Source organism: Streptomyces telluris (assembly GCF_024519335.1).
Taxonomy (GTDB): Bacteria; Actinomycetota; Actinomycetes; order Streptomycetales; family Streptomycetaceae; genus Streptomyces; species Streptomyces telluris.
The window spans coordinates 151,534-173,799 of record NZ_JANIID010000015.1; the positions used below are offsets into that span (position 1 = coordinate 151,534).

Annotated in this window: 21 protein-coding genes and 1 pseudogene; 13 read left to right on the forward strand and 9 right to left on the reverse strand. The window is 73.9% G+C overall.

Going from position 1 to position 22,266, the window contains the following annotated elements; genetic code table 11:
• The first annotated feature begins 15 nt into the window (after window positions 1-15).
• From asnB to NQU55_RS18275, 10 genes are all read left to right on the forward strand, one after another.
• Window positions 16-1,887 (forward strand): asparagine synthase (glutamine-hydrolyzing), encoded by a 1,872-nt coding sequence (gene asnB / locus NQU55_RS18230; protein ID WP_168092491.1) that lies wholly within the window; start codon window positions 16-18, stop codon window positions 1,885-1,887.
• Window positions 1,887-2,861: a quinone oxidoreductase family protein gene (locus NQU55_RS18235; RefSeq protein ID WP_168092490.1), complete on the forward strand. Its 975-nt coding sequence runs from the start codon at window positions 1,887-1,889 to the stop codon at window positions 2,859-2,861. The genes asnB and NQU55_RS18235 overlap by 1 nt, the downstream gene beginning before the upstream one ends.
• A gap of 12 nt (window positions 2,862-2,873) precedes the next feature.
• Window positions 2,874-3,785, forward strand: a complete 912-nt coding sequence (locus NQU55_RS18240; RefSeq protein WP_168092489.1) for a DODA-type extradiol aromatic ring-opening family dioxygenase — start codon at window positions 2,874-2,876, stop codon at window positions 3,783-3,785.
• A 7-nt stretch (window positions 3,786-3,792) separates the two neighbouring features.
• Window positions 3,793-4,272 (forward strand): flavin reductase family protein, encoded by a 480-nt coding sequence (locus NQU55_RS18245; protein ID WP_168092488.1) that lies wholly within the window; start codon window positions 3,793-3,795, stop codon window positions 4,270-4,272.
• A gap of 89 nt (window positions 4,273-4,361) precedes the next feature.
• Window positions 4,362-5,525, forward strand: coding sequence for an AAA family ATPase (locus NQU55_RS18250; RefSeq protein ID WP_168092487.1), 1,164 nt, complete (start codon window positions 4,362-4,364; stop codon window positions 5,523-5,525).
• A 185-nt stretch (window positions 5,526-5,710) separates the two neighbouring features.
• Window positions 5,711-6,130 carry a hypothetical protein gene (locus NQU55_RS18255; RefSeq protein WP_206329235.1) on the forward strand — a complete coding sequence of 140 codons (420 nt, stop codon included), beginning with the start codon at window positions 5,711-5,713 and terminating at the stop codon, window positions 6,128-6,130.
• Between the two features lie 257 nt (window positions 6,131-6,387).
• Entirely contained in the window at window positions 6,388-8,424 is a 2,037-nt protein-coding gene (locus NQU55_RS18260) for a M6 family metalloprotease domain-containing protein (protein WP_256790845.1), read from the forward strand.
• A gap of 104 nt (window positions 8,425-8,528) precedes the next feature.
• A complete protein-coding gene (locus NQU55_RS18265) occupies window positions 8,529-8,858 on the forward strand; it encodes a hypothetical protein (RefSeq protein WP_168091085.1) in 330 nt (109 codons plus the stop codon).
• 232 nt (window positions 8,859-9,090) lie between these two features.
• The gene (locus NQU55_RS18270; RefSeq protein ID WP_168091084.1) at window positions 9,091-10,014 is read left to right on the forward strand and encodes a universal stress protein; all 924 of its coding nucleotides are present in this window, start codon (window positions 9,091-9,093) and stop codon (window positions 10,012-10,014) included.
• Window positions 10,015-10,155: 141 nt separating this feature from the next.
• Window positions 10,156-11,076 (forward strand): universal stress protein, encoded by a 921-nt coding sequence (locus tag NQU55_RS18275; RefSeq protein ID WP_168091083.1) that lies wholly within the window; start codon window positions 10,156-10,158, stop codon window positions 11,074-11,076.
• A 28-nt stretch (window positions 11,077-11,104) separates the two neighbouring features.
• Here NQU55_RS18275 and bla read toward each other — a convergent pair whose 3' ends face one another.
• A complete protein-coding gene (gene bla / locus NQU55_RS18280; protein WP_168091106.1) occupies window positions 11,105-11,944 on the reverse strand; it encodes a class A beta-lactamase in 840 nt (279 codons plus the stop codon).
• A 235-nt stretch (window positions 11,945-12,179) separates the two neighbouring features.
• Here bla and NQU55_RS18285 point away from each other — a divergent pair, with 235 nt between their 5' ends.
• The gene (locus NQU55_RS18285) at window positions 12,180-12,491 is read left to right on the forward strand and encodes a DUF3515 family protein (RefSeq protein WP_256790846.1); all 312 of its coding nucleotides are present in this window, start codon (window positions 12,180-12,182) and stop codon (window positions 12,489-12,491) included.
• 81 nt (window positions 12,492-12,572) lie between these two features.
• Here NQU55_RS18285 and NQU55_RS18290 read toward each other — a convergent pair whose 3' ends face one another.
• The 8 genes from NQU55_RS18290 to NQU55_RS18325 form a co-directional block, all read right to left on the reverse strand.
• Window positions 12,573-13,010, reverse strand: coding sequence for a DUF5955 family protein (locus tag NQU55_RS18290; protein ID WP_168091082.1), 438 nt, complete (start codon window positions 13,008-13,010; stop codon window positions 12,573-12,575).
• Window positions 13,011-13,014: 4 nt separating this feature from the next.
• Entirely contained in the window at window positions 13,015-14,832 is a 1,818-nt protein-coding gene (locus NQU55_RS18295; RefSeq protein WP_168091081.1) for an AbeC-like domain-containing protein, read from the reverse strand.
• A 74-nt stretch (window positions 14,833-14,906) separates the two neighbouring features.
• On the reverse strand, window positions 14,907-15,539 hold the full coding sequence (locus NQU55_RS18300; RefSeq protein ID WP_256790847.1) for a hypothetical protein: 633 nt from the start codon (window positions 15,537-15,539) through the stop codon (window positions 14,907-14,909).
• Between the two features lie 311 nt (window positions 15,540-15,850).
• Entirely contained in the window at window positions 15,851-16,354 is a 504-nt protein-coding gene (locus NQU55_RS18305; RefSeq protein WP_168091079.1) for a S26 family signal peptidase, read from the reverse strand.
• Window positions 16,351-18,393: an ABC transporter ATP-binding protein gene (locus tag NQU55_RS18310; protein ID WP_168091078.1), complete on the reverse strand. Its 2,043-nt coding sequence runs from the start codon at window positions 18,391-18,393 to the stop codon at window positions 16,351-16,353. Before NQU55_RS18310 ends, NQU55_RS18305 begins: the two co-directional genes overlap by 4 nt.
• Window positions 18,390-18,944 carry a TlpA family protein disulfide reductase gene (locus NQU55_RS18315; RefSeq protein WP_256790848.1) on the reverse strand — a complete coding sequence of 185 codons (555 nt, stop codon included), beginning with the start codon at window positions 18,942-18,944 and terminating at the stop codon, window positions 18,390-18,392. Before NQU55_RS18315 ends, NQU55_RS18310 begins: the two co-directional genes overlap by 4 nt.
• A 20-nt stretch (window positions 18,945-18,964) precedes the next feature.
• Window positions 18,965-19,606 carry a MauE/DoxX family redox-associated membrane protein gene (locus NQU55_RS18320; protein WP_168096654.1) on the reverse strand — a complete coding sequence of 214 codons (642 nt, stop codon included), beginning with the start codon at window positions 19,604-19,606 and terminating at the stop codon, window positions 18,965-18,967.
• A 156-nt stretch (window positions 19,607-19,762) separates the two neighbouring features.
• Entirely contained in the window at window positions 19,763-19,960 is a 198-nt protein-coding gene (locus NQU55_RS18325; RefSeq protein WP_058043136.1) for a hypothetical protein, read from the reverse strand.
• Between the two features lie 904 nt (window positions 19,961-20,864).
• Here NQU55_RS18325 and NQU55_RS18330 point away from each other — a divergent pair.
• Both NQU55_RS18330 and NQU55_RS18335 read left to right on the forward strand, forming a co-directional pair.
• On the forward strand, window positions 20,865-21,686 hold the full coding sequence (locus NQU55_RS18330; RefSeq protein WP_168096655.1) for a PLL family lectin: 822 nt from the start codon (window positions 20,865-20,867) through the stop codon (window positions 21,684-21,686).
• A 276-nt stretch (window positions 21,687-21,962) separates the two neighbouring features.
• A pseudogene (locus tag NQU55_RS18335) lies at window positions 21,963-22,266 on the forward strand (N-acetyl-gamma-glutamyl-phosphate reductase); the annotation flags it as partial.

A 22,266-nucleotide genomic window follows, 5' to 3' on the forward strand; every position in this document is an offset into this window, starting at 1 on the left:
GAACGGAGCACCACCATGTGCGGCATCACCGGCTGGGTCGCCTTCGGGCGCGACCTCACGGCCGAACGGCGGACCGTGGACGCCATGACCGACACCCTGGCCCCGCGCGGGCCGGACGCCCGCGGCGTGTGGCTGGACACCCACGCCGCCCTGGGACACCGGCGGCTCGCCGTCATCGACCTGGAGCACGGCACGCAGCCCATGCGCACCCCGGAGCCCGGCCCCGGCGGCGACCGGCCCCGCGCCGTCATCTCCTACGGCGGCGAGATCTACAACTTCCGCGAGCTGCGCGAGGAACTCGTCCTCCTCGGACACCGGTTCACCACCCGCAGCGACACGGAAGTGGCCCTGCGCGCCTACCTGCAGTGGGGCACGGACTTCGCCCGCCGCCTCAACGGCATGTACTCCATCGCCATCTGGGACACCGCCCGCGAGGAGCTGCTCCTCGTACGGGACCGGCTGGGCGTCAAGCCGCTCTTCTACCACCCCACGGCCGACGGCCTGCTCTTCGGCTCCGAGCCCAAGGCCGTCCTCGCCAACCCCCTCGCCGACGCCACCGCCGGAGCGGAGGAGCTGTGCGACGCGCTGCTGTTCCTGCGCACCCCCGGACGCGTGCCCTTCCGCGGCATGCGCGAGCTGAAGCCCGGCCACCTGCTGCGGGCCGGCCGCGACGGCATCACCGAGGAGCGCTACTGGGCCCTGGAGGCCCGCCCGCACACCGACGACCTGCCCACCACCGTGGCCACCGTCCGCGAACTGCTCGACGACATCGTCCCCCGGCAGATGGTCGCGGACGTGCCCCTGGTCTCCCTGCTGTCCGGAGGGCTCGACTCCAGCACCGTCACCGCCCTCGCGGCCCGGGCGCGCGCTGCCGACGGCGACCGCCTGTCCACCTTCTCCGTCGACTTCACCGGCCACACCGAGAACTTCCGGGCCGACGCCATCCGCCCCACCCCCGACGGGCCGTACGCCCTCGAAGTCGCCCGGCACGTCGGCAGCGACCACCACGCGATCGTCCTCGACCGCACCCGCCTGCTCGACCCGGCCGTCCGCCGCACCGTCCTCGGCGCCTGGGACCTGCCGTTCAACTTCGCCGACCTCGACGTCTCCCTGTACCTGCTCTTCGCCGCCGTCCGGCAGCACGCCACGGTGGCGCTCTCCGGAGAGGGCGCGGACGAGGTCTTCGGCGGCTACCTGTGGTTCTCCGACCCCGAGGCGCGGAAGGCCGAGACCTTCCCCTGGCTCAAGCTGGGCGCCCACCGCGGCCTCGACCCGCGGTCGCTGTTCCACCCCTGGTTCGTCGACGGGATCGACCTGGCGGAGTACGAGGCCGACCTCTACCGCACGGCGCTCGCCGAGGTCCCCGTCCTCGACGGCGAGAGCGCCCAGGACCGGCGCACCCGCGAACTGGGCCACCTGACCCTGACCCGCTGGCTGCCCATCCTCCTCGACAAGAAGGACCGCATGGGCATGGCCAGCGGCCTGGAAGGGCGGGTGCCGTTCTGCGACCACCGCCTCGTCGAGTACGTCTTCAACGTCCCCTGGGAGATGAAGACCTTCAACGGCCAGGAGAAGGCACTGCTGCGGGAAGCCGCCTCCGACCTCCTTCCGCAGTCCGTGCTGCGCCGCAAGAAGGCCGCCTACCCGTCCATCCAGGACCCCGCCTACGACCGCTCCCTCATCACCGGGCTCGCCGCCGCGGCGGGCGACGCGGACGCGCCGCTCAGCCCGTTCCTCGACGGCGACGCGGTACGGCGGATGACCGCCAGGACGACCACCGGCAGCCTGTCCGAGTTCGAACGGATCCTCGTGGAATCCACGGTCCGCATGGACGACTGGCTGCGCACGTACGACGTCGAACTGACCGATGTGAAGGGAACGCACTGATGCACGCGATCGAGATCCGCGAGACCGGCGGACCCGAAGTCCAGCTCTACGTGGAGAAGCCCGACCCCGGGCAGCCCGGCGAAGGACAGATCCTCGTCGAACTCGCCGCGGCCGGAGTCAACTTCATCGACCTCTACCGGCGCGAGGGCCGCTACCCGCTGCCCGTCCCCTGCGTGCCCGGCGAAGAGGGCTCCGGCACCGTCCGCGCCGTCGGCCCCGGCGTCACCCGCTTCGCCCCCGGCGACCGCGTCGCCTGGACGACCGTGCTCGGCAGCTACGCCGAACACGTCCTCGTACCCGAGGACAAGGCCATCGTCGTCCCCGACGCCATCGACCTGCGCACGGCCGGCGGCGTGCTCGTCCACGGCATGACCGCCCACTTCCTCGCCCACGACTCCTACCCGGCCCGGGAGGGCGAGACGGTCCTCGTCCACGCCGCCGCCGGCGGCGTCGGCCTGCTGCTCACCCAGATGCTCAAGCGGCGCGGCGTCCGCGTCATCGGCACCGTGTCCACGGAGGAGAAGGAACGCACCGCCCGCGCCAACGGCGCCGACGAGGTCCTCCGCTACACCGAGACCGACGACCTGGCCGCCGAGGTCCGCGCGCTCACCGGCGGGGAGGGCGTGCACGCGGTCTACGACGGCGTCGGCGCCGCCACCTTCGACGCGAGCCTGGCCTCGCTGCGCACCCGCGGCACCCTGGTCCTCTTCGGGGGCGCCAGCGGCGCCGTGCCGCCGGTCGACGTGATGCGGCTGCTGTGGGGCGGCTCACTGACCCTGACCCGGCCCTACCTGGAGCACTTCCGGGCCACCGTCGAGGAGTTCGAACGGCGGGCCGGCGAGGTGTTCCGGGGCATCGCCGACGGCACGCTGACGTTCACCGTCGCGGGCACCTACCCCCTCGCCGAGGCGCACCGGGCACACACCGACCTGGCCTCCCGCCGCACCTCCGGAAAGCTCCTCCTCGTCCCGTAAAGGAGACCGCCCATGGGCGACATCGCCGGTGCGGGCCTGCTCTCGCACGCACCCGTCATCATGTTCCCCGAGCCCGCCCGCATCGAGGCCAACGGCGGCCGCGACTTCACCCTCGCGACCGGCCTGGAGCAGCTCCGGCGCGAGCTGACCGACCCGGCGGGACACCCGCCGGAGTACGACACCGTGGTGGTCTTCGACTCCCACTGGGCGACGACCACCGAAGCCGTCATCACCGCCCACCCGCGCCGTACCGGCCTGTTCACCTCCGACGAGATGCCGGGCGCGATCAGCCGGCTCCCGTACGACCTCCCCGGCGACCCGGAACTGGCCCACGCGGTCGCCGCGCTGGCGGAGGAGCGGAAGGTGTGGATCGCCGCCAACGACGACCCGCACCTGCCGATCCACTACGCGACGCTCAACCTCTGGACGTACCTCGGACAGGGCGCCGGCGCGGGCACGGCGGGCGGCAGACCCTGGGTGTCCGTCTCCGTCTGCCAGACGGCGACCACCGAGGACTTCCTGAACATCGGCCGGATCGTGGGGGAGGCCGTCCGCGGCCTCGACCGCAAGGTGCTGCTGCTCGCCTCGGGCGGCCTCTCCCACCGCTTCTGGCCACTGGCCGAGCTGCGCAACCGCATGGCCGGGGACCCCGCCAACATCGTCACCGCCGAGGCACGGGCGGCGGACGAACAGCGCATCGCGTGGCTGGAGGCGGGCCGGCACGACCAGGTGATCCGGACCATGCCGGAATACCTGCGGTACGCGCCCGAGGCGCGGTTCGGCCACTACCTGATGCTGGCGGGCGCGCTGGGCGGCGAGGCGTGCGCGGCGCGCGGCCGCCGGTTCGGCGCGTACGAGAACGGGATCGGGACCGGCCAGGTCCACCTCTGGTTCGACCTGCCGGCCGGCCGCGGGGGAAGGTGACGGACCGGTGCTCACCGACGAACGGCTGCTGCGGACCTGCCTGGGGCACTTCGCCACCGGCGTCACGGTGGTGACGTGCGACGTCGACGGCGCCCCGCACGGGGCCACCGTCAACGCCTTCACGGCGGTCTCGCTCGACCCCGCGCTGGTGCTGGTCTCCCTCCACCGCCGCAGCAAGGCCGGCCGGTACCTCGCCGGCGGGCCCGAGGGCAGGCCGTTCACGGTGAACGTGCTCGGCGAGGACCAGAAGGACCTCGCCGAGCACTTCGCGGGCCGGCGGGCCGCGGCACCGCCCCGGTGGGCGCCCCGCACGCCCGACGGCCTCGCACCCCGCCTCGCGGGTACGCTCGCGACCCTCGCCTGCACGCCGTGGGCCGCGTACGACGGGGGAGACCACGTGCTCGTCGTGGGCCGGGTCGAGGAGGCCGGGTACCGGGAGGGCGGCCGGCCGCTGGTCTTCTACGAAGGGCAGCTCAGGGGGTTGTAGCAGGGGGCGCAGGGGCGCGGCTCCAGGGCGGTGTCAGACCCCCTTGGCACACTGAACGGAAGATCCACCGCGAAGCGCCGAGAGGTCCCATGCTCACCACTGTCGCCGTCGAGAACTACCGGTCCCTGCGCCGGCTGATCGTCCCCCTGGACCGGCTCAACGTGATCACCGGGGCGAACGCCACCGGGAAGTCCAGCCTCTACCGGGCCCTGCGGCTGCTCGCCGACTCGGCGCGCGGGGGTGCGGTCGCGGCACTGGCGCGCGAGGGCGGGCTCGCCTCGACGCTGTGGGCGGGGGAGCGGAAGGGCAGCGGGCGCTCCCCGGCCGCCAGCCTCCGGCTCGGGTTCGCCGGGGACGAATTCGGCTACGCCGTCGACTTCGGGCACCCGATACCGACCTCCGGCAGCACGGGCGCGCCGTCCATGTTCAACCTGGACCCCGAGATCAAGCGGGAGTGCACCTGGGCAGGCCCCGTGCTGCGCCCGGCCGCACTGCTCTCCGACCGCTCCGGGCCCGCCGTGCGCACCCGCACGGCCGACGGCAGCTGGCACGACTCGGTGACCGCCGTCCGCCCCTACGACAGCATGCTCAGCGAGCTCGCCGACCCGCAGCTCGCCCCCGACCTGCTGCGGCTGCGCGAGCACATGCGCTCCTGGCGGTTCTACGACCACGTGCGCACCGACGCGCACGCCCCCGCCCGCAACGCCCGGATCGGCACCCGCACCCCGGTGCTCGGCCACGACGGATCGGACGTGGCGGCCGCCCTGCAGACCATCCGCGAGATCGGCGACCACGAGGCCCTGGACGCCGCAGTGGACGCGGCGTTCCCCGGCAGCAGGGTGGAGATCGTCAGCGAGGGCGGCCGGTTCGAGCTCAAGCTGCACCAGCGCGGCCTGCTGCGCCCGCTCGGCGCGGCCGAGCTCTCCGACGGCACCCTGCGCTATCTGCTCTGGACGGCGGCGCTGCTCACCCCGCGCCCGCCCGCGCTGCTCGTCCTCAACGAGCCGGAGTCCAGCCTCCACCCCGACCTGCTGGCCCCGCTGGCCGACCTGATCCTCACCGCGACCCGGGACACCCAGATCGTGGTCGTCACCCACGCCCCGGAGCTTGCCGACGCCCTTCGCGCCGGTGCCCGGCGCCAGCGGCTGGACGTCAACTCGATCGCCCTGGTCAAGGACGCCCACGGCCAGACGGACGTCGCGGGCCGCGAGAGCCTGCTCGACGAGCCGCTGTGGCACTGGCCCAAGCGCTGACGCCCCGCCAGGACCCGTGAGGGGCCCGGGGGGAGCCTCCGGCCGGGGAGCGGCCGGTGTCAGTCCCCGCAGCTAGAATGCGGCGTTTGTTCGATTGGGTGGGCCGCGCCGTGCCGTGGTCCCTGAGCCGTGGGGGGTACCACGTGCGGGCGAGACTGAGAGAGACCGCGGAAGAGCTGGCCGGTCTGCTGTGGCGGGAGTACATCGTCTACCGCGACCGGTCCGGTGAGGTGGTGATCCGGGGCGAGCACGTCCAGCGCTGGATCAGCCTCGCCCCCGCGGCCGGCGCCGACGAGATACTCGTCCGCGCGGGCCGCATCCTGGACGGCGGCACCACCGCCCCGGCGCGCTCGGAGGCGGTCGTGGCGCTTTCGGCGGGCACGGGCGAACTCGCCGCCACCTGCCGCCGCCTCCTCGCCGACACCGCCGCCGCCCCCGCACCCGCATCCGCACCCCCGGAGCCGGGCAGGGCGAAGGGCCGCCGCCCCGCGAAGGCCCGCTCCGGCCGCGGGAGCCGCCGCCACACCGGCCTGGGCTCCTGGGTGGTGATCGCCTGCGTGCTCGGCGTACTCGGGCTCTGCGCCTACCGGGTCGTGGTGCCGTAGACCCGTGGGGCGCCGGTGACCGTGCTCGCGGCCGTCGTCGGCGCGGTGGCCCGGCCGAGGTGAGGGAGCGGCCGGGCGTCGCGGCGGGTGCGGCCGCCGCCCGCGCGGCCCGGGCCGTACGCGGAGCCGCCACGAGGAACCCGTAGGCACTCTGGCGTCGCTGCTGCCCCCGGCTCTACCGTGGCCCCGGTGGGCACATTCGGAACAGTGCTTGCCATGAGCGCTTGTCATGAACTTGCCAACTCAAGAGGTGAGCCGTGTTCCTGCGCCGCAGACGCGTCCGTCGACTGCGCCGACTCAGCGTCGTCGCCCTCCTCCTCGGCGTCGTGGCCGCCGTCGCCGCGGGCCCCGCCCGGGCGACGCCCGATGCCCGGTCCAGCAAGCCGCACCCCCTCGTCCAGCCGATCGATCCGCAGCACTGGCGCAACCCCGACGACATGACCTGGGCCGAGTACCGGTCGGTCCCCGGCACGAACTGGGCCGACCCCGACCGCAAGCCCACGCAGCGCAAGTTCAAGGGGGCCCTGGTCCTCCTGGACTACCCCGACGAGGAGTTCTCCGTCAGCAAGCCGGCCGGCGCCGCGCGGTTCGGCAACCCGCTGCCCGCCGCGTCCGGCATCCCCCGGGCGCAGGTCCCGAAGTTCTACGAGGACTTCCTCAACAAGCCCGGTGCGCTCAACCACGGCCACACCATCAACGAGTACTGGATGGAGGACTCCGGCGGCCGCATGGGCGTCGCGCTGACCTCCTTCGGCGTGTACCGCATGCCGTGGAAGTCCTACCAGTACGGCATCGAGCCCGGCATGAATCCCGGCGCGTGCCCCGTGGGCGACACCTGCGGCAAGGACATCCGCGCCGACGGCAAACGGGCCTGGACCGACGAGGTGGGCGCCGACAAGGCCGGCGAGTTCGACTTCGTCTTCTACCTCACCGCCGGCGTGGACGAGTCCTCCGCCTGGCAGGAGTTCGGGCAGATGAAGTTCCGCTCCGAACGGGACGTGCCGGCCGCCTGGGGGCCGCCGTCGCCCATCGCCTCCGGCCTCAACTCCGCCAGGACCCGCTACGTGCCCTGGACGTCCTGGCAGGCGGCCGCCCGCATCTGGCCCAACGCGGCGAACGGCTCCTCCACGCAGGCCGAGAGCTCCGGCATGGCCACGTTCGCCCATGAACTCAGCCACATCCTGGGCATCGGCGACAACTACAACAACCCCTACGGGACCCCGCTCAGCCGCGCCTACACCGGCATCTGGGGCATGCTCTCCCGCGGTTCGTTCAACGGCCCCGGCGGGCCGCACACCCGCTGGCAGATACCCGCCACCGCCGGTGGCTCCATGGGCGCCCAGCACGTCCTGCGGGACAAGATGAAGCTCGGCATCGTCGACGAGAAGAACGTCCTGCGCCTGGACCGCGACGCCCTCAAGGACTCCGGGCTCGTCGTCGCCCGCGTCACCGCACGCTCGGCCCCGCCCGGCGAGAAGGGCCTCACCGGCGTCAACATCACCATGGGCCGCGACCTGTCCCCGGCCTGCGACCGCACCACCGACCCCCTGTGCGACGGCGGCGGCTACGACAACTACACCGTCGAGGTCGTCGACCGCATGGGCATGGACTCCTTCACCCCGGACAGCGGCGTCCTGCTCAGCAAGACCAAGAACGCGGACCGGGCCCCGTTCGCCTGGGTCGTCGACGCGCACCCCGAGGACATCGGGCTGCTGGACTTCACCCGCCCCGACGGCACCCCGCAGAAGATCACCATCGGGGACTACCGGCAGCTCAGCGACGCGCTCTTCCACGCGGGCGCCGACTCCGGCAGCTCCTACGAGTACGTCGACGAGGCCAACCGGCTGCACTTCTACGTCCTGAACGTGCGGCGCGACGCCACCGGCGTGCTCTCCTACGACATCGGCGTCAAGTCCCTCGACGGCTCGGGGCCGCAGGCCCGCGGGCTCGCGCTCGGCCGCGGCACGGTCAAGAGCGACCCGGCCAAGGGACGGGCCGTGTGCACCTTCGCCCTCGCCAACACCGGCAAGGCCGCCCCGCAGAGCGATCCCACGCTGTCCTCCGACGTCTACCGGCTGTCCGCCACCGCCTCCGGGCGCGGCTGGTCCGCCTGGCTCCCCAACCGCCTGACCACGGCGGTCTCCGGCTCCTCGGTGCCCGTCGACGTCGCCGTCACGGCCGGCTCGGGCGCCGACCGGAAGGGCACCGTCACCCTCACCGCACGCTCGGAGAGCGACGCGAACAGGACGGCCAGGGCCACGTGCTCGCTGACGAAGCCGGGCAGGTCCACCTGATCAGGCGAAATCTCCCCTGAAAGGGGACCTGCCTGCCGGGCGCCCGGTCTACTGAAGCCGATCAACCGCACAGGAGCGTGCGGTGACTTCGGCAAGGGGAAGTGATGAGGAAGATTGCGACCGTGTTCGCCGCCCTGGCCTTCGGGTTCGTCGCGGCGACGCCCGCGAACGCGGCGGTGCACAGCCAGTGCGGCAAGTACATCTGTGTGATGACGGCACATCACAACCGCTTCGTCCAGGACATCACGGTGCGGACCAAGGACGGCCTGCCCGGGACGCTGCGGTCCTACTGGGGCAACTTCCACTCGCCGAAGGTCAACGCGGCATCCCACCGGTGGGAAGTGGGCTACGAGCAGGCGCAGTCGAAGCTCGTGTGCGGCGGGCTGGAGCGTGACGGCCGCAGCATCGAGGACGGCATCTGCGTGACGATCTGACCCTGCCCCTCAGCAGGCCGCGGCCGCGGACGACGGTGGCCCGCCCGGATCCGGTGCACGGAACCCGGGCGGGCCACCGGTGCGTGCAGCGGCGGCGGGGCCGTTCGGCCGGACGTCCGGGGACCGTTGGGCCCGCGCGGAGGCGGGGCGCGCGGAGAGAGGGTGGGTACGCGCCGCGGACAGCACGACGCCGGCGCCGGCCGATCCCGTACTCACCCGGAGGAAGCACGCCATGCCCCGTACCGTCATCGCCGGACTGGACGGCTCGCCCGAATCGCTCGCCGCCGCCGAGTGGGCCGCACGCGAGGCCCGGCTGCGCGGGCTGCCGCTGACGCTGCTGCACGCGCTGGAGGACTGGTCGCCCACCTACGGCCTCGCGGCGCTGAGCGGAGTGGAGTTCGACCCCGCGAGCTGGGCGGGCTCCCTCCTCACGGAGGTGTCCGGGCAGCTGGGCGGGGACCACCCCGGCCTGGAGATCCGCACGGAGCAGCTGGAGGGGAGGCCCGTCGAGCGGCTCGTGTCCGCCGCGAAGGATGCCGAGGTGCTGGTGCTCGGCTCCCGGGGGCTCGGCGCCCTGAGCGGCTTCCTGACGGGGTCGGTGTCGATGTCGGTCCTCGCCCGCGCCGAGCGGCCGGTCGTGCTCGTACGGGCGGGGGAGCGGGCAGGGCAAGAGCAGGAGGTGCACGGCCGGGAGGGGTACGGCGAGGAGGCGGGCGACGAGGAAGCGCACGGCGACGTGGTCCTCGGCGTGGACCTCGCCCGTCCGTGTGACGAGCTGTTCGCCTACGCCTTCGAGGCGGCCGCGGCCCGCGGTGCCCGCCTGCGGGTCGTGCACGGCTGGAGCCTGCCGCCCCTGTTCGGCTACGACCCGGCCGCGGTCGACCCGGGGCACATCGCCGGCCTGGCCACGCGCGAGTCGGCGGCACTCACCGACGCACTGCGGCCCTGGTGCGGCAAGTACCCCGGTGTCCCGGTCGACGAGCAGTGCGTGGTGGGCCGTCCCGGCGAGCACCTGACCGAGGCCTCCGCCACCGCCTGCCTGGTGGTCGTGGGCCGCCGCCCGCGCCGCTCGGTCATCGGCGCGCGCCTCGGCCCCGTCACGCACGCCGTGCTGCACCACGCCGCCGCCCCCGTCGCGGTCGTCCCGCACAACTGACGTGCAGGGATCCGCACAGGGCCGTGCTGTCCGGACGGAGTCACTCGTCCGTGTGGCCGCGGCCTCCGGTCCCTGCCACAGTGGCGGACAGGCCGGACAGTGGCCACAAGGAGAAACCGTCACCCGCCCCATGGAGGCCCTGTGTCCGGCGTGATCACCGTTGGCGTGGACGGAAGCGAGCACGGCAAAGCCGCCGCGGACTGGGCCGCCGCCGAGGCGGAGCGCCGGGGCATGGAGCTGCGCCTCGTCCACGCCTGGGTGTGGCAGCCGCTGGACCTGCCCGTCACCGCGGACACCGAGGTGCAGCAGCGCTGGGCCGAGACGCTGCTGCGCGAGGCCCGGGCCCGGGTGACCGCCCGGTCCCCCGGGGTGCCGGTGACGGCCCGGCTCCTGCCCGCCGACCCGGTCCCCGCCCTGGTCGCGGAGGCGACCGAGGCCGACATGCTCGTGCTCGGCTCGCGCGGGCACGGGGCGCTGATCGGCTATCTGATCGGGTCCATCGCCCTGCACGTGCTGCGGCAGGCCCGGGGGCCGGTCGTGCTCGTGCGCAGCCAGGGCGGCCCGGACGGCGACCGCGGGGAGCCGGTGGCCGGGCCCGGAGAGGCGGTCGCCGCTCCCGTTTCCGATGCGGACGAGGTCGTGGTGGGTGTGCCCGGGGCGGAGGAGGAGGCCGGGGCCGTCCTGGAGTTCGCCTTCGCGGCGGCGGCCGCGAGGGGCGCGAGCCTGCGCGCCGTTCGCGCCTGGTCGATTCCCCCGGTGTTCGCCTGGAGCCCGGCGTCCATGCGGCTGGCCGACGAGGCCGGCGGCCTCGAACCGCTGGAGAGGAAGCGGCTGGCCGACGCCCTCCAGCCGTGGCGCGAACGCCACCCGCAGGTCCCGGTCGTCGAGCACGTCGAACTGGGGAGCGCGGCCCAGGTACTGCTCTCCGCCTGCGGACGCGCCGCCCTCCTGGTCGTCGGGCGGCACGCCTCCGGGCCGCACGTCCCCCAGCGGATCGGCCATGTGGCCCATGCGGCCCTGCACCACGCCCCGTGCCCGGTGGCGGTCGTCCCGCAGCCCTGAGGCGGGTGCGGGACCATCCGGCCGGGCGTCAGGCGAGGACGGACGCCAGGAGCTCGGCGGCCTTGCGGACGAGCGCGTCGTCCCCCGCCGCCTTGGGCTCGTGCTTGGTCGTCAGGACGGAGACGACGACCGGCGCCTTCTCCGGGGTCCGGACGACGCCCACGTCGTTGCTGGTGCCGTAGCTCCCGGAGCCGGTCTTGTCCGCGACGGTCCAGCCCTTGAAGCCGGCGCGGAACTTCTGGTCACTGGTGGTGTTGGCGAGCAGCCATCCGGTCAGCCGCTTGCGGTCCGCCGCGTCCAGGGCGTTGCCGAGGACGAGCTGCGCGTAGGTCCGGCCGATGGCACGAGGGGTCGTGGTGTCGGTGATCCGGTCCGGCTCCGCCGAGTTCAGGTCCGGCTCCCACCGGTCGAGCCGGGTGGTGCCGTCGCCGACCGAGCGGCAGAAGCGGGTGACGGCGGTCGGGCCTCCCAGCTCGGTGAGCAGGAGGTTCGCCGCGGCGTTGTCGCTGTACGAGATGGCGGCGCCGCAGAGCTCCTCGACGGTCATGCCGTTGGCGACGTTCTTCGCCTCGCCGGTGATCTTGTCGTAGCCGGAGGCCTTGGCGTACTCGGCGGTGTAGTGGATGCGCTTGGCGAGGAACGTGCCGTCGTGGTCGAGGTCCCGCAGGACCGCCGCGACGGCGAGCGTCTTGAACGTCGAGCACATGGGGAAGCGCTCGTCGGGGCGGTGGACGACGGTCTTGCCGGTGACCATGTTGCGGGCGAACACCCCGAGGCGCGCGGAGTGCTCGCGCTCCAGCGCGCGCAGCTGACGGGAGATCCGGTCCCCGGCGGGCGTCGATGCGTAGGCCGTCCCGCCCGTGGCCATGGCGGCGGCGAGCGCCGTGCCGGCACCGAGGGAGAGAACCGTGCGGCGGGAGGGCTGTGCACCTATGCTCTTCAAGATCGTATTCTCCTTGTGTCCTGCATGGCGTGACTTGCACGGCCTGGTCGACAGTCAATACGCCACTGGTGGTGCGGTTGGTTCCACTTCCGTGTGATCCCACCTCATTGGTCTCGCTTGTACGCGCTTATGCGTACTTGTGCACACGGAGGAGCGCGCGGTGCGGCATTCTTGGAGCCGAGGGTTACGCGGTCTGCCCGTCGTCGCGGCGGCGCTGCTCGTCGCCGCGGGATCGTCGTCCACGAGCGGCGCCGCGGCCCGCGCCGTGCCCAGGCCCACGGGGCAGCAGGCCGCTCATTGCCGCGCGCTGCACGCGGAGCTGCCCACCACCCTGGCCGGGCTGGAGCGGGGAACACCCCGTCCCGTCTCGCAGTTCACCGCGGCCTGGGGCCACCCGGCGGTCCTGCTGCGCTGCGGGATACCGCGCCCCGAAGTCCTGACAGGTCCGGGCAGGCGCTCCTCGCCGAGCTGACTGTGGTCATCGGTGCGACCATCCCCGAAGGGTATGTCTAACCCTGGACTTGACGTCGAGGGCTATGGGGTGGCCGAGGCTTCAGAACCACGGAGCCGCCGCCTCCCGCAGCGCTCTGACCGCCTCTGCCAGCGACGCCGCCGAAGCCAGGGCCCCGCTCACCGCGTACACCGCCCGCTGGATCCGGCCCCGCGCCGGTTCGTCCGTCGCCGGCAGCGGCAGCGCGTCGTCCACCTCGTCCAGTGCGGACCGCGCCGCGTGCAGCGCGGGTGACGGCAGGGGCGCGCTGCCGGCGGGCAGGGACGCGAGCTGGGCGCGCAGGGCCTCCACGGCCTGCCGCAGCTCCCGTACCTCGGCCGGCTCCGCGTCCCGGCCACCGGACCCCGCCGCATGGTGGACGTACTCCGCCCGGGTGTGGTCGCCGGTCTGCGCGTTGCCGCTGAAGGTGCCGTGGATGACGATGCCGCGCGGGTGCTCCCGGGGCGCGTCCCCGTTGCCGTCCCGCTGAGTGGAGGTCATCGCGTCAACTCCCTGAAGAAGCGCCGCCGGGGCTCGGACCGACGTGCGGCTGGGGTGTGGTGACGGTCTGGTGCGTGGCGTTCGCGCCGTCACCCGTCTGGACGTTCCCGGTGACCGTTCCGTGCACGTGCACCGAGCGATCGAAGACGACGTTGGCGCGCGCGTCGTACTCGTCCGTGCGGTACCCCGCGTCCCGCAGGCTGCCGCGCACGGCCGTCAGCGTGCGGGTCTTGATGCTCTTGAGGAACCGCTGGGCGTCCATCTCCTGGAACAGCTGCTGGTATTCGGGCTCCGCGGCCAGCTCCCGGACCGAGTACCGGGGCCCGTGGTCGACCACGCGGTCGGTGCGGCACATCCGCCCGTACCAGGCCCGGCTCCGCGCGGTGCGCACGGCCGTCCGCGGGACGGCGACGAGGTCGCGCGGGGCGTCCCCGGCGAGCCGGAAGGCGGCCACCAGTGCGTCGCCCACCAGGGAGAGCCAGTCCGAGACGTCGGACGGTGGCATCACCTTGTCGATCCCGTGGTACGTGCGGGCGATCGGCGGCAGCAGGAAGGCCCGGGACTCCAGGAACAGCAGACCGCCCTGCAGCTGCACTCGGCTGAAGACGGTGAGGACGACCTCGTCCTCCCAGCTGCCCACCCGGGTCGTCAGGTAGTGCCGCAGCCGTTCCTCGGCGGCCAGGTCCAGGCTGTCCGGCCACCACGTCGGGGGAGCCGGCACGCCCGGCGCGAGCCGCAGCCGTTCGGCGGCCGCGCGCCGGGCGAACGGCGCCATGCGCGCGAACGCCGTGCCGGGCCCGGTGCCGCTCCAGTCCGCGGCCGGGCCCAGTCTCAGACCGCCCTTCATCACGTAGTCGTCCACGTGGATGCCGTGCAGCCGGTCGCCCGGGTAGTCCCCGCCCGCGCCGAGCCGCAGGAGTTCGGCCCGGATGCGCGCGTGCACCGCGGGGACGGTGAAACCGGCGGCGTCCGGCGCCGCACCGGGGCCCGCGGGCGCGGCCCCGGGCTGCGCGAAGCGGAGCGTGGGCACGGTCGCGTTCCTCCGGGGGATCAGCTCGATCGCGAAGGACCAGGAGTCCACCTCGACCCCCGCCCCCACGAAGGGCGCGTAGTCGCTGTAGATGACGTCGGGGTCGGCCTGCTGGCGCCGCAGCTGGGCGACGCGGGCCGCCGCGGAACCCTGCCCGTCGGGGTGTTCCGGGGCCCGGCCGGTGGCCAGGAGGTGCAGCAGGGACGTCCGGAGGTACGCGTCCACGGCCGCGATCAGCGTCCAGAGGGCGTAGACCAGGAGCACGGCCGGGAGATGGGGCCGCACGACGTCCTCCAGCACAGGGCCGATCCCGCTCAGGAGCCGGACGCCGAGGAACGCGACGACCGCCAGCACGATGAGCCCGGTCAGCAGGCGGGCGACCGGGCCGGACCGGTCGCGCCCGGCCGCGCCGGCGCCGCGCTCCGTGGCCCCCGCCATCGCGCGGGCCGCGAGCCGGAAGAGGCCCACGACCAGCACCAGGCCGACGCACAGGAACACGCCCGCCGCGTCGACCGGGAGCAGCAGCACCGGCACGGCGATCATCAGCGCCCCGCGGAGCGTGGCCCGGCGCCGTGCCACGAAGCACTCCTTGAGCACGGCCGCGAGGTCCACCCCGTAGGCGGGCGGAGGGACGCGGTAGGGGTTCTCGGCGAGCTCCGCGATCACCGCGTCGCGGAAGTCACGGTCGAGGTGGGCCGCGCCGCGCAGATAGGCGGTGGCATGCCCGGGACGGCTGCCCGCTTGCGCCTCGATGAGCTGGCGGAGCGGGCTCTGGGGATCCTGCTGGCTCATCGTCGGAAGAACCTTCCGTCAGGGCGGACAGTGAGGGAGGGCAAGGGGCGGACGCAGAGGGGCCGGTCGGACCGTCAGATACGGATGTGGTCGCGCACCGGCAGCCCGTACCGGACGGCGATCGGCGCCCACCTCCGCAGGAACTCCTGTTTGGCCTGCGTCGCGAGGCCGCTGCTCGCCACCCCGCGGTCGTAGTCGGAGCCGTGGGGGACGCGGCCGGGGGAGCAGCCCGCGGCGTCGTGCGCCCACCGGGCGAACGCGCGGTCGGCCTCCGCCGAGCGCCGCCAGGCGGTCCGCAGCTCCTCCGCCGCGGCGCGCCCGCCCCCGATCTCCTCCACGGCGATCCGGGACAGGTCCTCGACCAGCCCGTCGCGCCGGACAGCCGCCGCGTTCAGATCGGATCGCGCCGCTGCGACGGCCGCACCGGAGGCACACGATTCGACGGCGTTGACCGCGTCGGTGACCTTCTCGCGGTCCGCCGCGCTCTTCGTCAGCAGGGCATCCAGGGCCGCGGCCGGGGCCCGTCCCGTTGCGTACGGTTCCGATGAGGGCGATGAGGACTGCGGGCCCTCCGGCTGCGCCGCACTCTGCATCGCGCTCTGCGCCGCCGACGAGGCCGACGGGCGGCCGGGCGAGGACTCCTGGCCGGCCGGCGAGCCCGGGAAGAAGGCCTTGACCACGACCAGGGCGACCACCGCCGAGGTCACCGCCCCGACGGCGGCCAGCAGGACGAACCTCCGTGACGCGGAGGACCCGCGGGCACCCGGCGGCACAGGACCGCCGCCGTTCGCCGTGCCCCCGGCCCGGCCGGAACCCCCGGATGCCGGTACCCAACCGCCCGCGCCCCGGCGAGCCTCGCTGTCCCAGCGCATCGGTGCGCCGTCGTCGCCCTCGGCCATACCGTTCCCCCGTCGCTCTTCCGCACTGTCGTGCGGTCGGCGCACACTGTCAACTCCCGGGGAAACACGGCAGACCGGCCTCCGGAAACACGGCAGACCGGCCTCCTGTCGTCGTCCCGTCACCGCCGGCGCAGCACCGTTCCCAGGACGCGCTCCAGCGGGAAGTAGCCGACCTCCCGCGAGTCGAAGCTCACCCTGCCGTTGTCGCCGAGGAGGATCACCTTGCCCGGCGGCACGCGCTGCTCGGGCGCCGTGGCCAGGGCGGGGACGCAGTCGAGCGGGACGAGGTCGCCGGGGAGCGCGGCCACGCGTTTGATCAGCCAGTCGCGGCCGTGCACGCCGGCCGCGCCCGCCCCGGCGCCCACCGGAGGCCGGGGCCATGTGCCGCCGCCCGCCGGCCGCTCGGCCACCACGACCCGGCCCACGGCCGGCCGCGGGCCGCGCCGGACCAGGACGCGGTCGCCGTCCCGGAAGGCCGGCGCCATGCTCGTGCCGCGGACGGTGACCACGACCAGGCCGCGCGTCAGGCACACGGCTGCACCCAGCGCCGCGCCCAGCGCCGCGCCCGCCGCGACCGCGGCCGCACCGCGCAGCCGCCCCGACAGCACGGGCCCGGCCCTCACCGGGGCTCCCCGGTGAACGCGGGCTCGCTCCCGGCGCCGTCGGCGTCAGCGCCGGTGCCGCCGTCGGCATCGGCCCGGTAGCCGGCGGCCTGGAGGGCGAACAGGCGCGCGTAGCGGCCGCCGGAGCCGATCAGCTCGGCGTGCGGGCCCTGCTCCACGACGCGGCCGTCCTCCAGGACGGCGATGACGTCGGCGTCGCGCACCGCGCCCAGGCGGTGGGAGATGAGGAGGCTGGTCCGCTCGCCGCGGTGCCGCCGCAGCGCCGTGTGGATCTCGTGCTCCGCCTCGGCGTCGAGCCCCGCCGACGGCTCGTCGAGGATCATCAGGTCGCGCTGGTCCCGCAGGAACGCGCGCGCGAGCGCGAGCCGCTGCCGCTGGCCGCCGGAAAGGACCACACCCGTCTCCGGGTTGTCCTTGTCGGACTCCATGAAGAACCTCCGCGACAGCAGCGTGTCGTACCCGTACGGCAGGCCGGCGAGCTTGGCGTGGATGCCGGCGCGCTCCGCGGCCGCCTCGATCCGCGGGCGGTCGCCGAGCGCCGCGAGGTCGCCGAGGGCGATGTTCTCCGCCGCCGTCATGTCGTAGTGCATGTAGTCCTGGAAGACCGCGCCGATGCGCCGCCGCAGCTCCGCCACGTCGACCGTGCGGATGTCCACGCCGTCCCACAGGATCGCGCCGCGCTCGGGATCGTAGAACCGGCACAGCAGCTTCACCAGCGTGGACTTGCCGGCGCCGTTGAGCCCGACGAGGGCCAGCACCTCGCCCTGGCGCAGCCGCAGACTGGCGCCTTGCAGCACCCACGGGTGCTCCTCGGAGTACCGGAACCACACATCGCGCAGCTCGATGCCGTGGGTCAGCGGCGGCAGCGCGACCGGCTGCCGGGGCACGGGCAGGTCCGGGCCGGCCCCCGCGACCACGAGGTAGTGGTCGAACATCAGCAAGGCCTGGTGCGAACGGGCCACTTCGCTCGCCAGGGTGGCCAGCGCGCCCTGGATGCCCGCCACCGCGGCCACGAACATGACGACGTCGCCCGCCGACAGGGTGCCGGCGTGCGCGGCGGCCACCGCCCACAGCAGTCCGCCGCCGGAGACGAGCGCGGCCAGCAGCCCCAGCCCGGACTGGACGACGGCCTCCCGCCGGTCCACCGCGCGCTTGGCGGCGTCGGCCGTACGCCGGTCGGCCAGCATCCGCCCCCGCAGGAACGCGCCGATGCCGAAGAGCCGTATCTCCTTGGCCGCTTCGACGCTCGACAGCAGCTCGCTGTAGAACATCTGCCGGCGCTCGACCGGGCCGACGTCCCACAGCGTGCGCGCCTTGCGCCGCGCCATGGCGACCTCGGACACCAGCGTGGGCACAGCGGCACCCAGCACCAGGGCGGTCATCCACGGGCTCAGCAGGGAGAGGGAGCCCAGGAACCCGCCGATGGTGAGGGTGCTGCGGGCGATGCCGACGGCCCCGTCGACGGCCTGGTTGGGCGTGCCGCCGCCGGAGCTCTGCGCGAGCCGCAGCCGGTCCAGGAAGCGCGGGTCCTCGAAGCGCCCCAGGCCGGCGAAGCCCTCCACGGCCGTGAACAGCCGGTCGTCGGCGACCAGTCCGACCCTGCGGTCGAGCTCGCGCCTCAGGTACTGACTGATCTGCGGCACCACCGCGATGACCGTCCCGGCCGCGGCGAGCCCCGCGCCCAGGCCCACCAGCCTGCCGAGGGAGGCGTCCGAGCCCAGCCCGTCGAGCATCAGCTTGGTCAGCCAGGCGGTGACCACGGGGAGGGCGCCCGCCATCAGCGTCAGCACCAGGTAGCAGGCGAGGGCCGCGGGAGCCGCGCTCGCCACCAGGGCGGCGGCCGCGGCGATCCGCCGGGCGGTGGCCGGGAGGCCGCCGGAGGGCGCGGGCGGCGGGCCGGCGGCGCCGGCAGGGCCGGTGCCCGGGCCGGCCGGTGCCCCGGGGGAGGGTACGGGGCCCGGCCCAGGGCCCGGGCCGGGTGCGGAGCCCGGGCCCGGCCCGGGTGCCGCCCGCCGCCGGCCGTGGTCCTGCCCGTTCATGCGGCGACGACGGGGGAATCCAGGTTCACGTTGTTGCGCGCGATCACGGGCCTGCCTGCGCCGTCCGAGGCGACCTCGAGCAACGTCGGGAACCCCATGATCTGGAAGGCGTCGGTCAGGACGGGCTCGCTGCCCTGCACCACGACGCGGGCGACCGGGCTCAGCTCGGCGACCTGCCCCTTGGCCCGCTCGGGCGTGCCGACCACCACGGCCAGCACCTGCTTGCGGCCGCCGGGCACCGTCCGCGCGTACTGCGCGAACTTCGGCAGCATCTCGTGGCACGGGCCGCAGCTGGGGGAGAAGAACGCCACCAGGGTGTCGCCCGACAGCGACTCGCGGGTCAGCACCTCGCCGTCGACGGAGACGGCCCGGAACTCGCCCACCTCTTCGCCGACCTTGATGACGGGCGGTCTGCCGGGCGCGTTGCCGTCGGCCATCTTGGACAGCATCGCGGTGTGGTCCCGCAGCCGCTTGATCACCCCCAGGGTGAGGATCAGGTCCAGCGTACAGAGCAGTCCCACCAGGACCACCGCCGCGATCAGGACGGGCATGGAAGTCGTCTCCTCTGGGATCACTTGGAGTCGGTCCGGAGCCGGCTCGGAGCCGGTCGGGAGCCGGGCCGGGACCGGTTCGGAATCGGCCGGGAGTCAGCCGCAACCACCGGCCGCGGGGCGGGGCCCGGGGCCCCGCCGACGGGCCGGAACAGATCGAGGATGTCGTCGAGCGCGGCGACCAGCCCGCCCAGGAGCAGGCCGCCGAGCACCGCTACGGCGGTGCCGCCCGGGGCGGTCGCCCCGGGCGCGGCGACGGCCGCCGCGCCGGTGACCGCCGCGGCCGTGAGGGCGAGGTTGCGCACGATGTGTCCCGGCCCCAGCGGGCTCGCCGAGGCGCCGAAACACCGGCAGGGCGTGCGCACTCCCCGCCGTACGGAGACCGCGATGGCGGCCGTGAAGACCGTCAGCAGCCCCGCCGCGGTCACCAGTCCCGCCACCGTGGCGGCCGTCACCGGCACGGCGAGGCTCACGCACACCGCGCACTCGGCGGCCACCACGGCCCGGGCCACCGACCGGGCCCGGCGTGAGGGCATGATCCGCATGCCCTCCACCGAGACCACGAACCGGTCGAACGCTTTTCGCCCCGCTGACTTGCCGAGGGACGAGGCGAAGAAGACCACGCCGATCAGACAGTGGATTCCGATCGCCAGATAGCCCACCTGGTGTTCCTCCTCCGGCTGTCGTCGTGGCGTTCCCGGTCGGGGCGGTTCGTCATCGCCGGCCGGCTCTTTCAACCGGTCGGCAGGAGAATGCCGTTCTCAGCGCCGTTCCCGGCACTGGTCTCCTTGCTGTTCTCGGTGCAGTGCCGGCGGTCGTCAGCACTGACAGACGATCGTCGGGCAGCCGTTGGAGTTGCAGCAGGCCCAGCAGGGTGCGTTGTAGCCGCACTTGCCGCTGCACTGCCAGCAGGCGGGGTAGTTGCGGCAGGCCAGGAGCTCGGCCGCCGCGGCATCGATCTCGGGCACGAACTTCCCGAGCAGGCGACTGCCGAGCTCGGTGAGCTTTGCGTACATCGACACACTCCTCACGTGATCAGAACATGACCCGGCTTGACCGGGATCGATCGGATCGGGTGTGAACCGGGTTGGGGCCCGGTGCTTACGCCGGTCGAGTCTCATCGGGCCGTGGCGGGCCGGATAGTGCAGTTTCCGGCCGAGTGGGCGGGTCCGCCGGGAGGGCCGGGCCGACCGCCGGGTGGCGCGAAGCGGCTCTTGCGGGGTGAGGGAGTTGTGGCTTCGGCGTACGGGGCCGCCGGGCCGGGCGGGTGGCCGTGGCCGCCGCGCCCCTGCCCGGACCGGCGCATTCCTCTGCCGGGACTGAATCCGCGCCTCCGTACGGGCCGGGAGCGCGCGCACTGGCCAGGGTCGGTGCGCGCCGTGCATCTCCGCCACCGGCTGCCGGCGGACGGGAAAGCGGGAAGGGCGCCTTCCGGCCGACGGTCGCGCACCGGCGCACAACGGGCCGAGGAGGCGGTTCCACTTCCTTGCGGGGCGTGGTAGGCCCGGCGCCCAGGCTTCGTTCAGGACTTCATGACGGCCCTGGCGCCGCGTGCGCAGGCGCCGCGGCGGACGGCGTGTCGACGTCCGGCCCCCGTTCCTCGTAGTCCGTGCGGACGCACGTGCCGTTGTCATGTCCGGGCGCGGCGGTGTTCGTTCCCGGAATCGGATTCTGCCCGGCGGGCGCGGCCCCGGGTACGGCGGACCGGAGGGCGCCCGGCTGCGGTGTCCGCAGCTGTGGTGACGTCGCGTTCCGCCCGGCGGTGCGGGCCGGCGGGCGGCCGGTCGTGACAAGGCCGGTTCTGTCCGGCCCGGCGCCCGGGCCGTAGCGGGGGCGTATCCGCGGCGTGGTGCTCCCGTGCAGGGTGAGCGGAATGCGAACGCATGTGTGAAGTGGCCTGCGTGGGGTACGTGTTCGCTCATGGGGAGAGCCTTCCGGAGTGTCACTCGTGCTGCTGTCGCGCTCGCCGTCGCCTGCGCAGGGGCTCTGGCCGCCGCGCCCGCGGCACCCGCGGCGCAGACCGCCGCCGCGGTGGCGGGCGGCTGCAGCATGGACCTCGGTGCGCAGGGCAACGCCACCGGCACGTCCACCGGCCCGCTCTCCGTTCCCCGCGCCGACGGCCGCGTCGATCAGTTCCAGGTGTTCTACGACTCCACCGCCACGCAAGGCCTGCCGTTCGTGTGGCACCGCGGGCAGTCGGCGCCCGGGGGCCCCTACGGAGCCTGGGAGCGGGTCAGCGCGGGCATGGTCGGCCCCAAGGCGAGCTTCGTGACCGCCGTCGAGAACGCGACGGGCGGGCTGGAGGTGTTCTGGCTCGACCACGGAGGCTTCTGCCACTCCGTGCAGGGGCCGGCGGGCGGGCAGTGGTCCACCCCGGAGAACTTCGGCCTCCAGCCCTCCCCGTACCACGGCTTCCTGACGCTCTTCAAAAGGTCGGACGGCACGCTCATAGCCATGGCGTCCTCGGACAAGCCGGATCGCTCCATGGAGTCGCGCACCCAGCCGGGTGCCGACGGCGTCTGGCGCCCGGCGGCGGCCATGGGCAAGGTGCCCGAGACGGGCGTGGGTCTCGGACAGCCCGACACCGTCACCGAACTGCCTGACCAGCGGCTGAAGGTGACGGCCCGTGAGTGGAACCGCGACCGCTACTGGCAGATCACCGAAGTGGCTCCCGATGACGGGATACCCGGCGGGCGGTGGCCCGCGCAGTGGCAGCTCTGCGCCACCTCTCGGTGCGACTGAGGTGTGACGCAGGGTGCGGCTCCGACACTGCGCGACCCCGCCGATGTGATCTTTCCGGAGAACGAAGTCGATCACTTGCCCGATGCAGGTTAGGTTAGCCTAAGCTAAGTCCCGCTTCGGGTGTCGTCCTGCACTCCTCGAGACCGCCTTGCCCTGCACGGCGGTGGTAGTGCTGCGAGGAATCCGATGCCGGCTCGGCCTTTCTTCGGCAGGCGGATGTGTGTGCACCTGTGCTGCTCCGTCCTGCCCTGGCAATGAACGACGCAAGGACGGAACATGGTGCGCACAGCTGTGGCGGGCGCGAGTGGATACGCAGGCGGTGAGTTGCTGCGGCTGCTGCTGGGGCATCCCGGCGTCGAGATCGGCGCGGTGACGGCCGCCTCCAACGCCGGCCGGCCCGTGGGGGAGGTGCAGCCCCACCTCGCCCCGCTGGCCGGAAGGGACTTCGAGGAAACCACCCCCCAAGTCCTCGCCGGGCACGACGTCGTCTTCCTCGCCCTGCCGCACGGGCAGTCCGCGGCCGTCGCCGCCGAGCTCGGCGACGGGGCCCTGGTGATCGACTGCGGTGCGGACTTCCGGT

Coding starts and splice junctions, on each gene's coding strand:
- asnB (WP_168092491.1), top strand. CDS start 16: ATGTGCGGCATCACCGGCTGGGTCGCCTTCGGGCGCGACCTCACGGCC.
- NQU55_RS18235 (WP_168092490.1), top strand. CDS start 1,887: ATGCACGCGATCGAGATCCGCGAGACCGGCGGACCCGAAGTCCAGCTC.
- NQU55_RS18240 (WP_168092489.1), top strand. CDS start 2,874: ATGGGCGACATCGCCGGTGCGGGCCTGCTCTCGCACGCACCCGTCATC.
- NQU55_RS18250 (WP_168092487.1), top strand. CDS start 4,362: ATGCTCACCACTGTCGCCGTCGAGAACTACCGGTCCCTGCGCCGGCTG.
- NQU55_RS18265 (WP_168091085.1), top strand. CDS start 8,529: ATGAGGAAGATTGCGACCGTGTTCGCCGCCCTGGCCTTCGGGTTCGTC.
- NQU55_RS18270 (WP_168091084.1), top strand. CDS start 9,091: ATGCCCCGTACCGTCATCGCCGGACTGGACGGCTCGCCCGAATCGCTC.
- bla (WP_168091106.1), bottom strand. CDS start 11,944: ATGGCCACGGGCGGGACGGCCTACGCATCGACGCCCGCCGGGGACCGG.
- NQU55_RS18290 (WP_168091082.1), bottom strand. CDS start 13,010: ATGACCTCCACTCAGCGGGACGGCAACGGGGACGCGCCCCGGGAGCAC.
- NQU55_RS18295 (WP_168091081.1), bottom strand. CDS start 14,832: ATGAGCCAGCAGGATCCCCAGAGCCCGCTCCGCCAGCTCATCGAGGCG.
- NQU55_RS18310 (WP_168091078.1), bottom strand. CDS start 18,393: ATGAACGGGCAGGACCACGGCCGGCGGCGGGCGGCACCCGGGCCGGGC.
- NQU55_RS18315 (WP_256790848.1), bottom strand. CDS start 18,944: ATGCCCGTCCTGATCGCGGCGGTGGTCCTGGTGGGACTGCTCTGTACG.
- NQU55_RS18325 (WP_058043136.1), bottom strand. CDS start 19,960: ATGTACGCAAAGCTCACCGAGCTCGGCAGTCGCCTGCTCGGGAAGTTC.
- NQU55_RS18330 (WP_168096655.1), top strand. CDS start 20,865: ATGGGGAGAGCCTTCCGGAGTGTCACTCGTGCTGCTGTCGCGCTCGCC.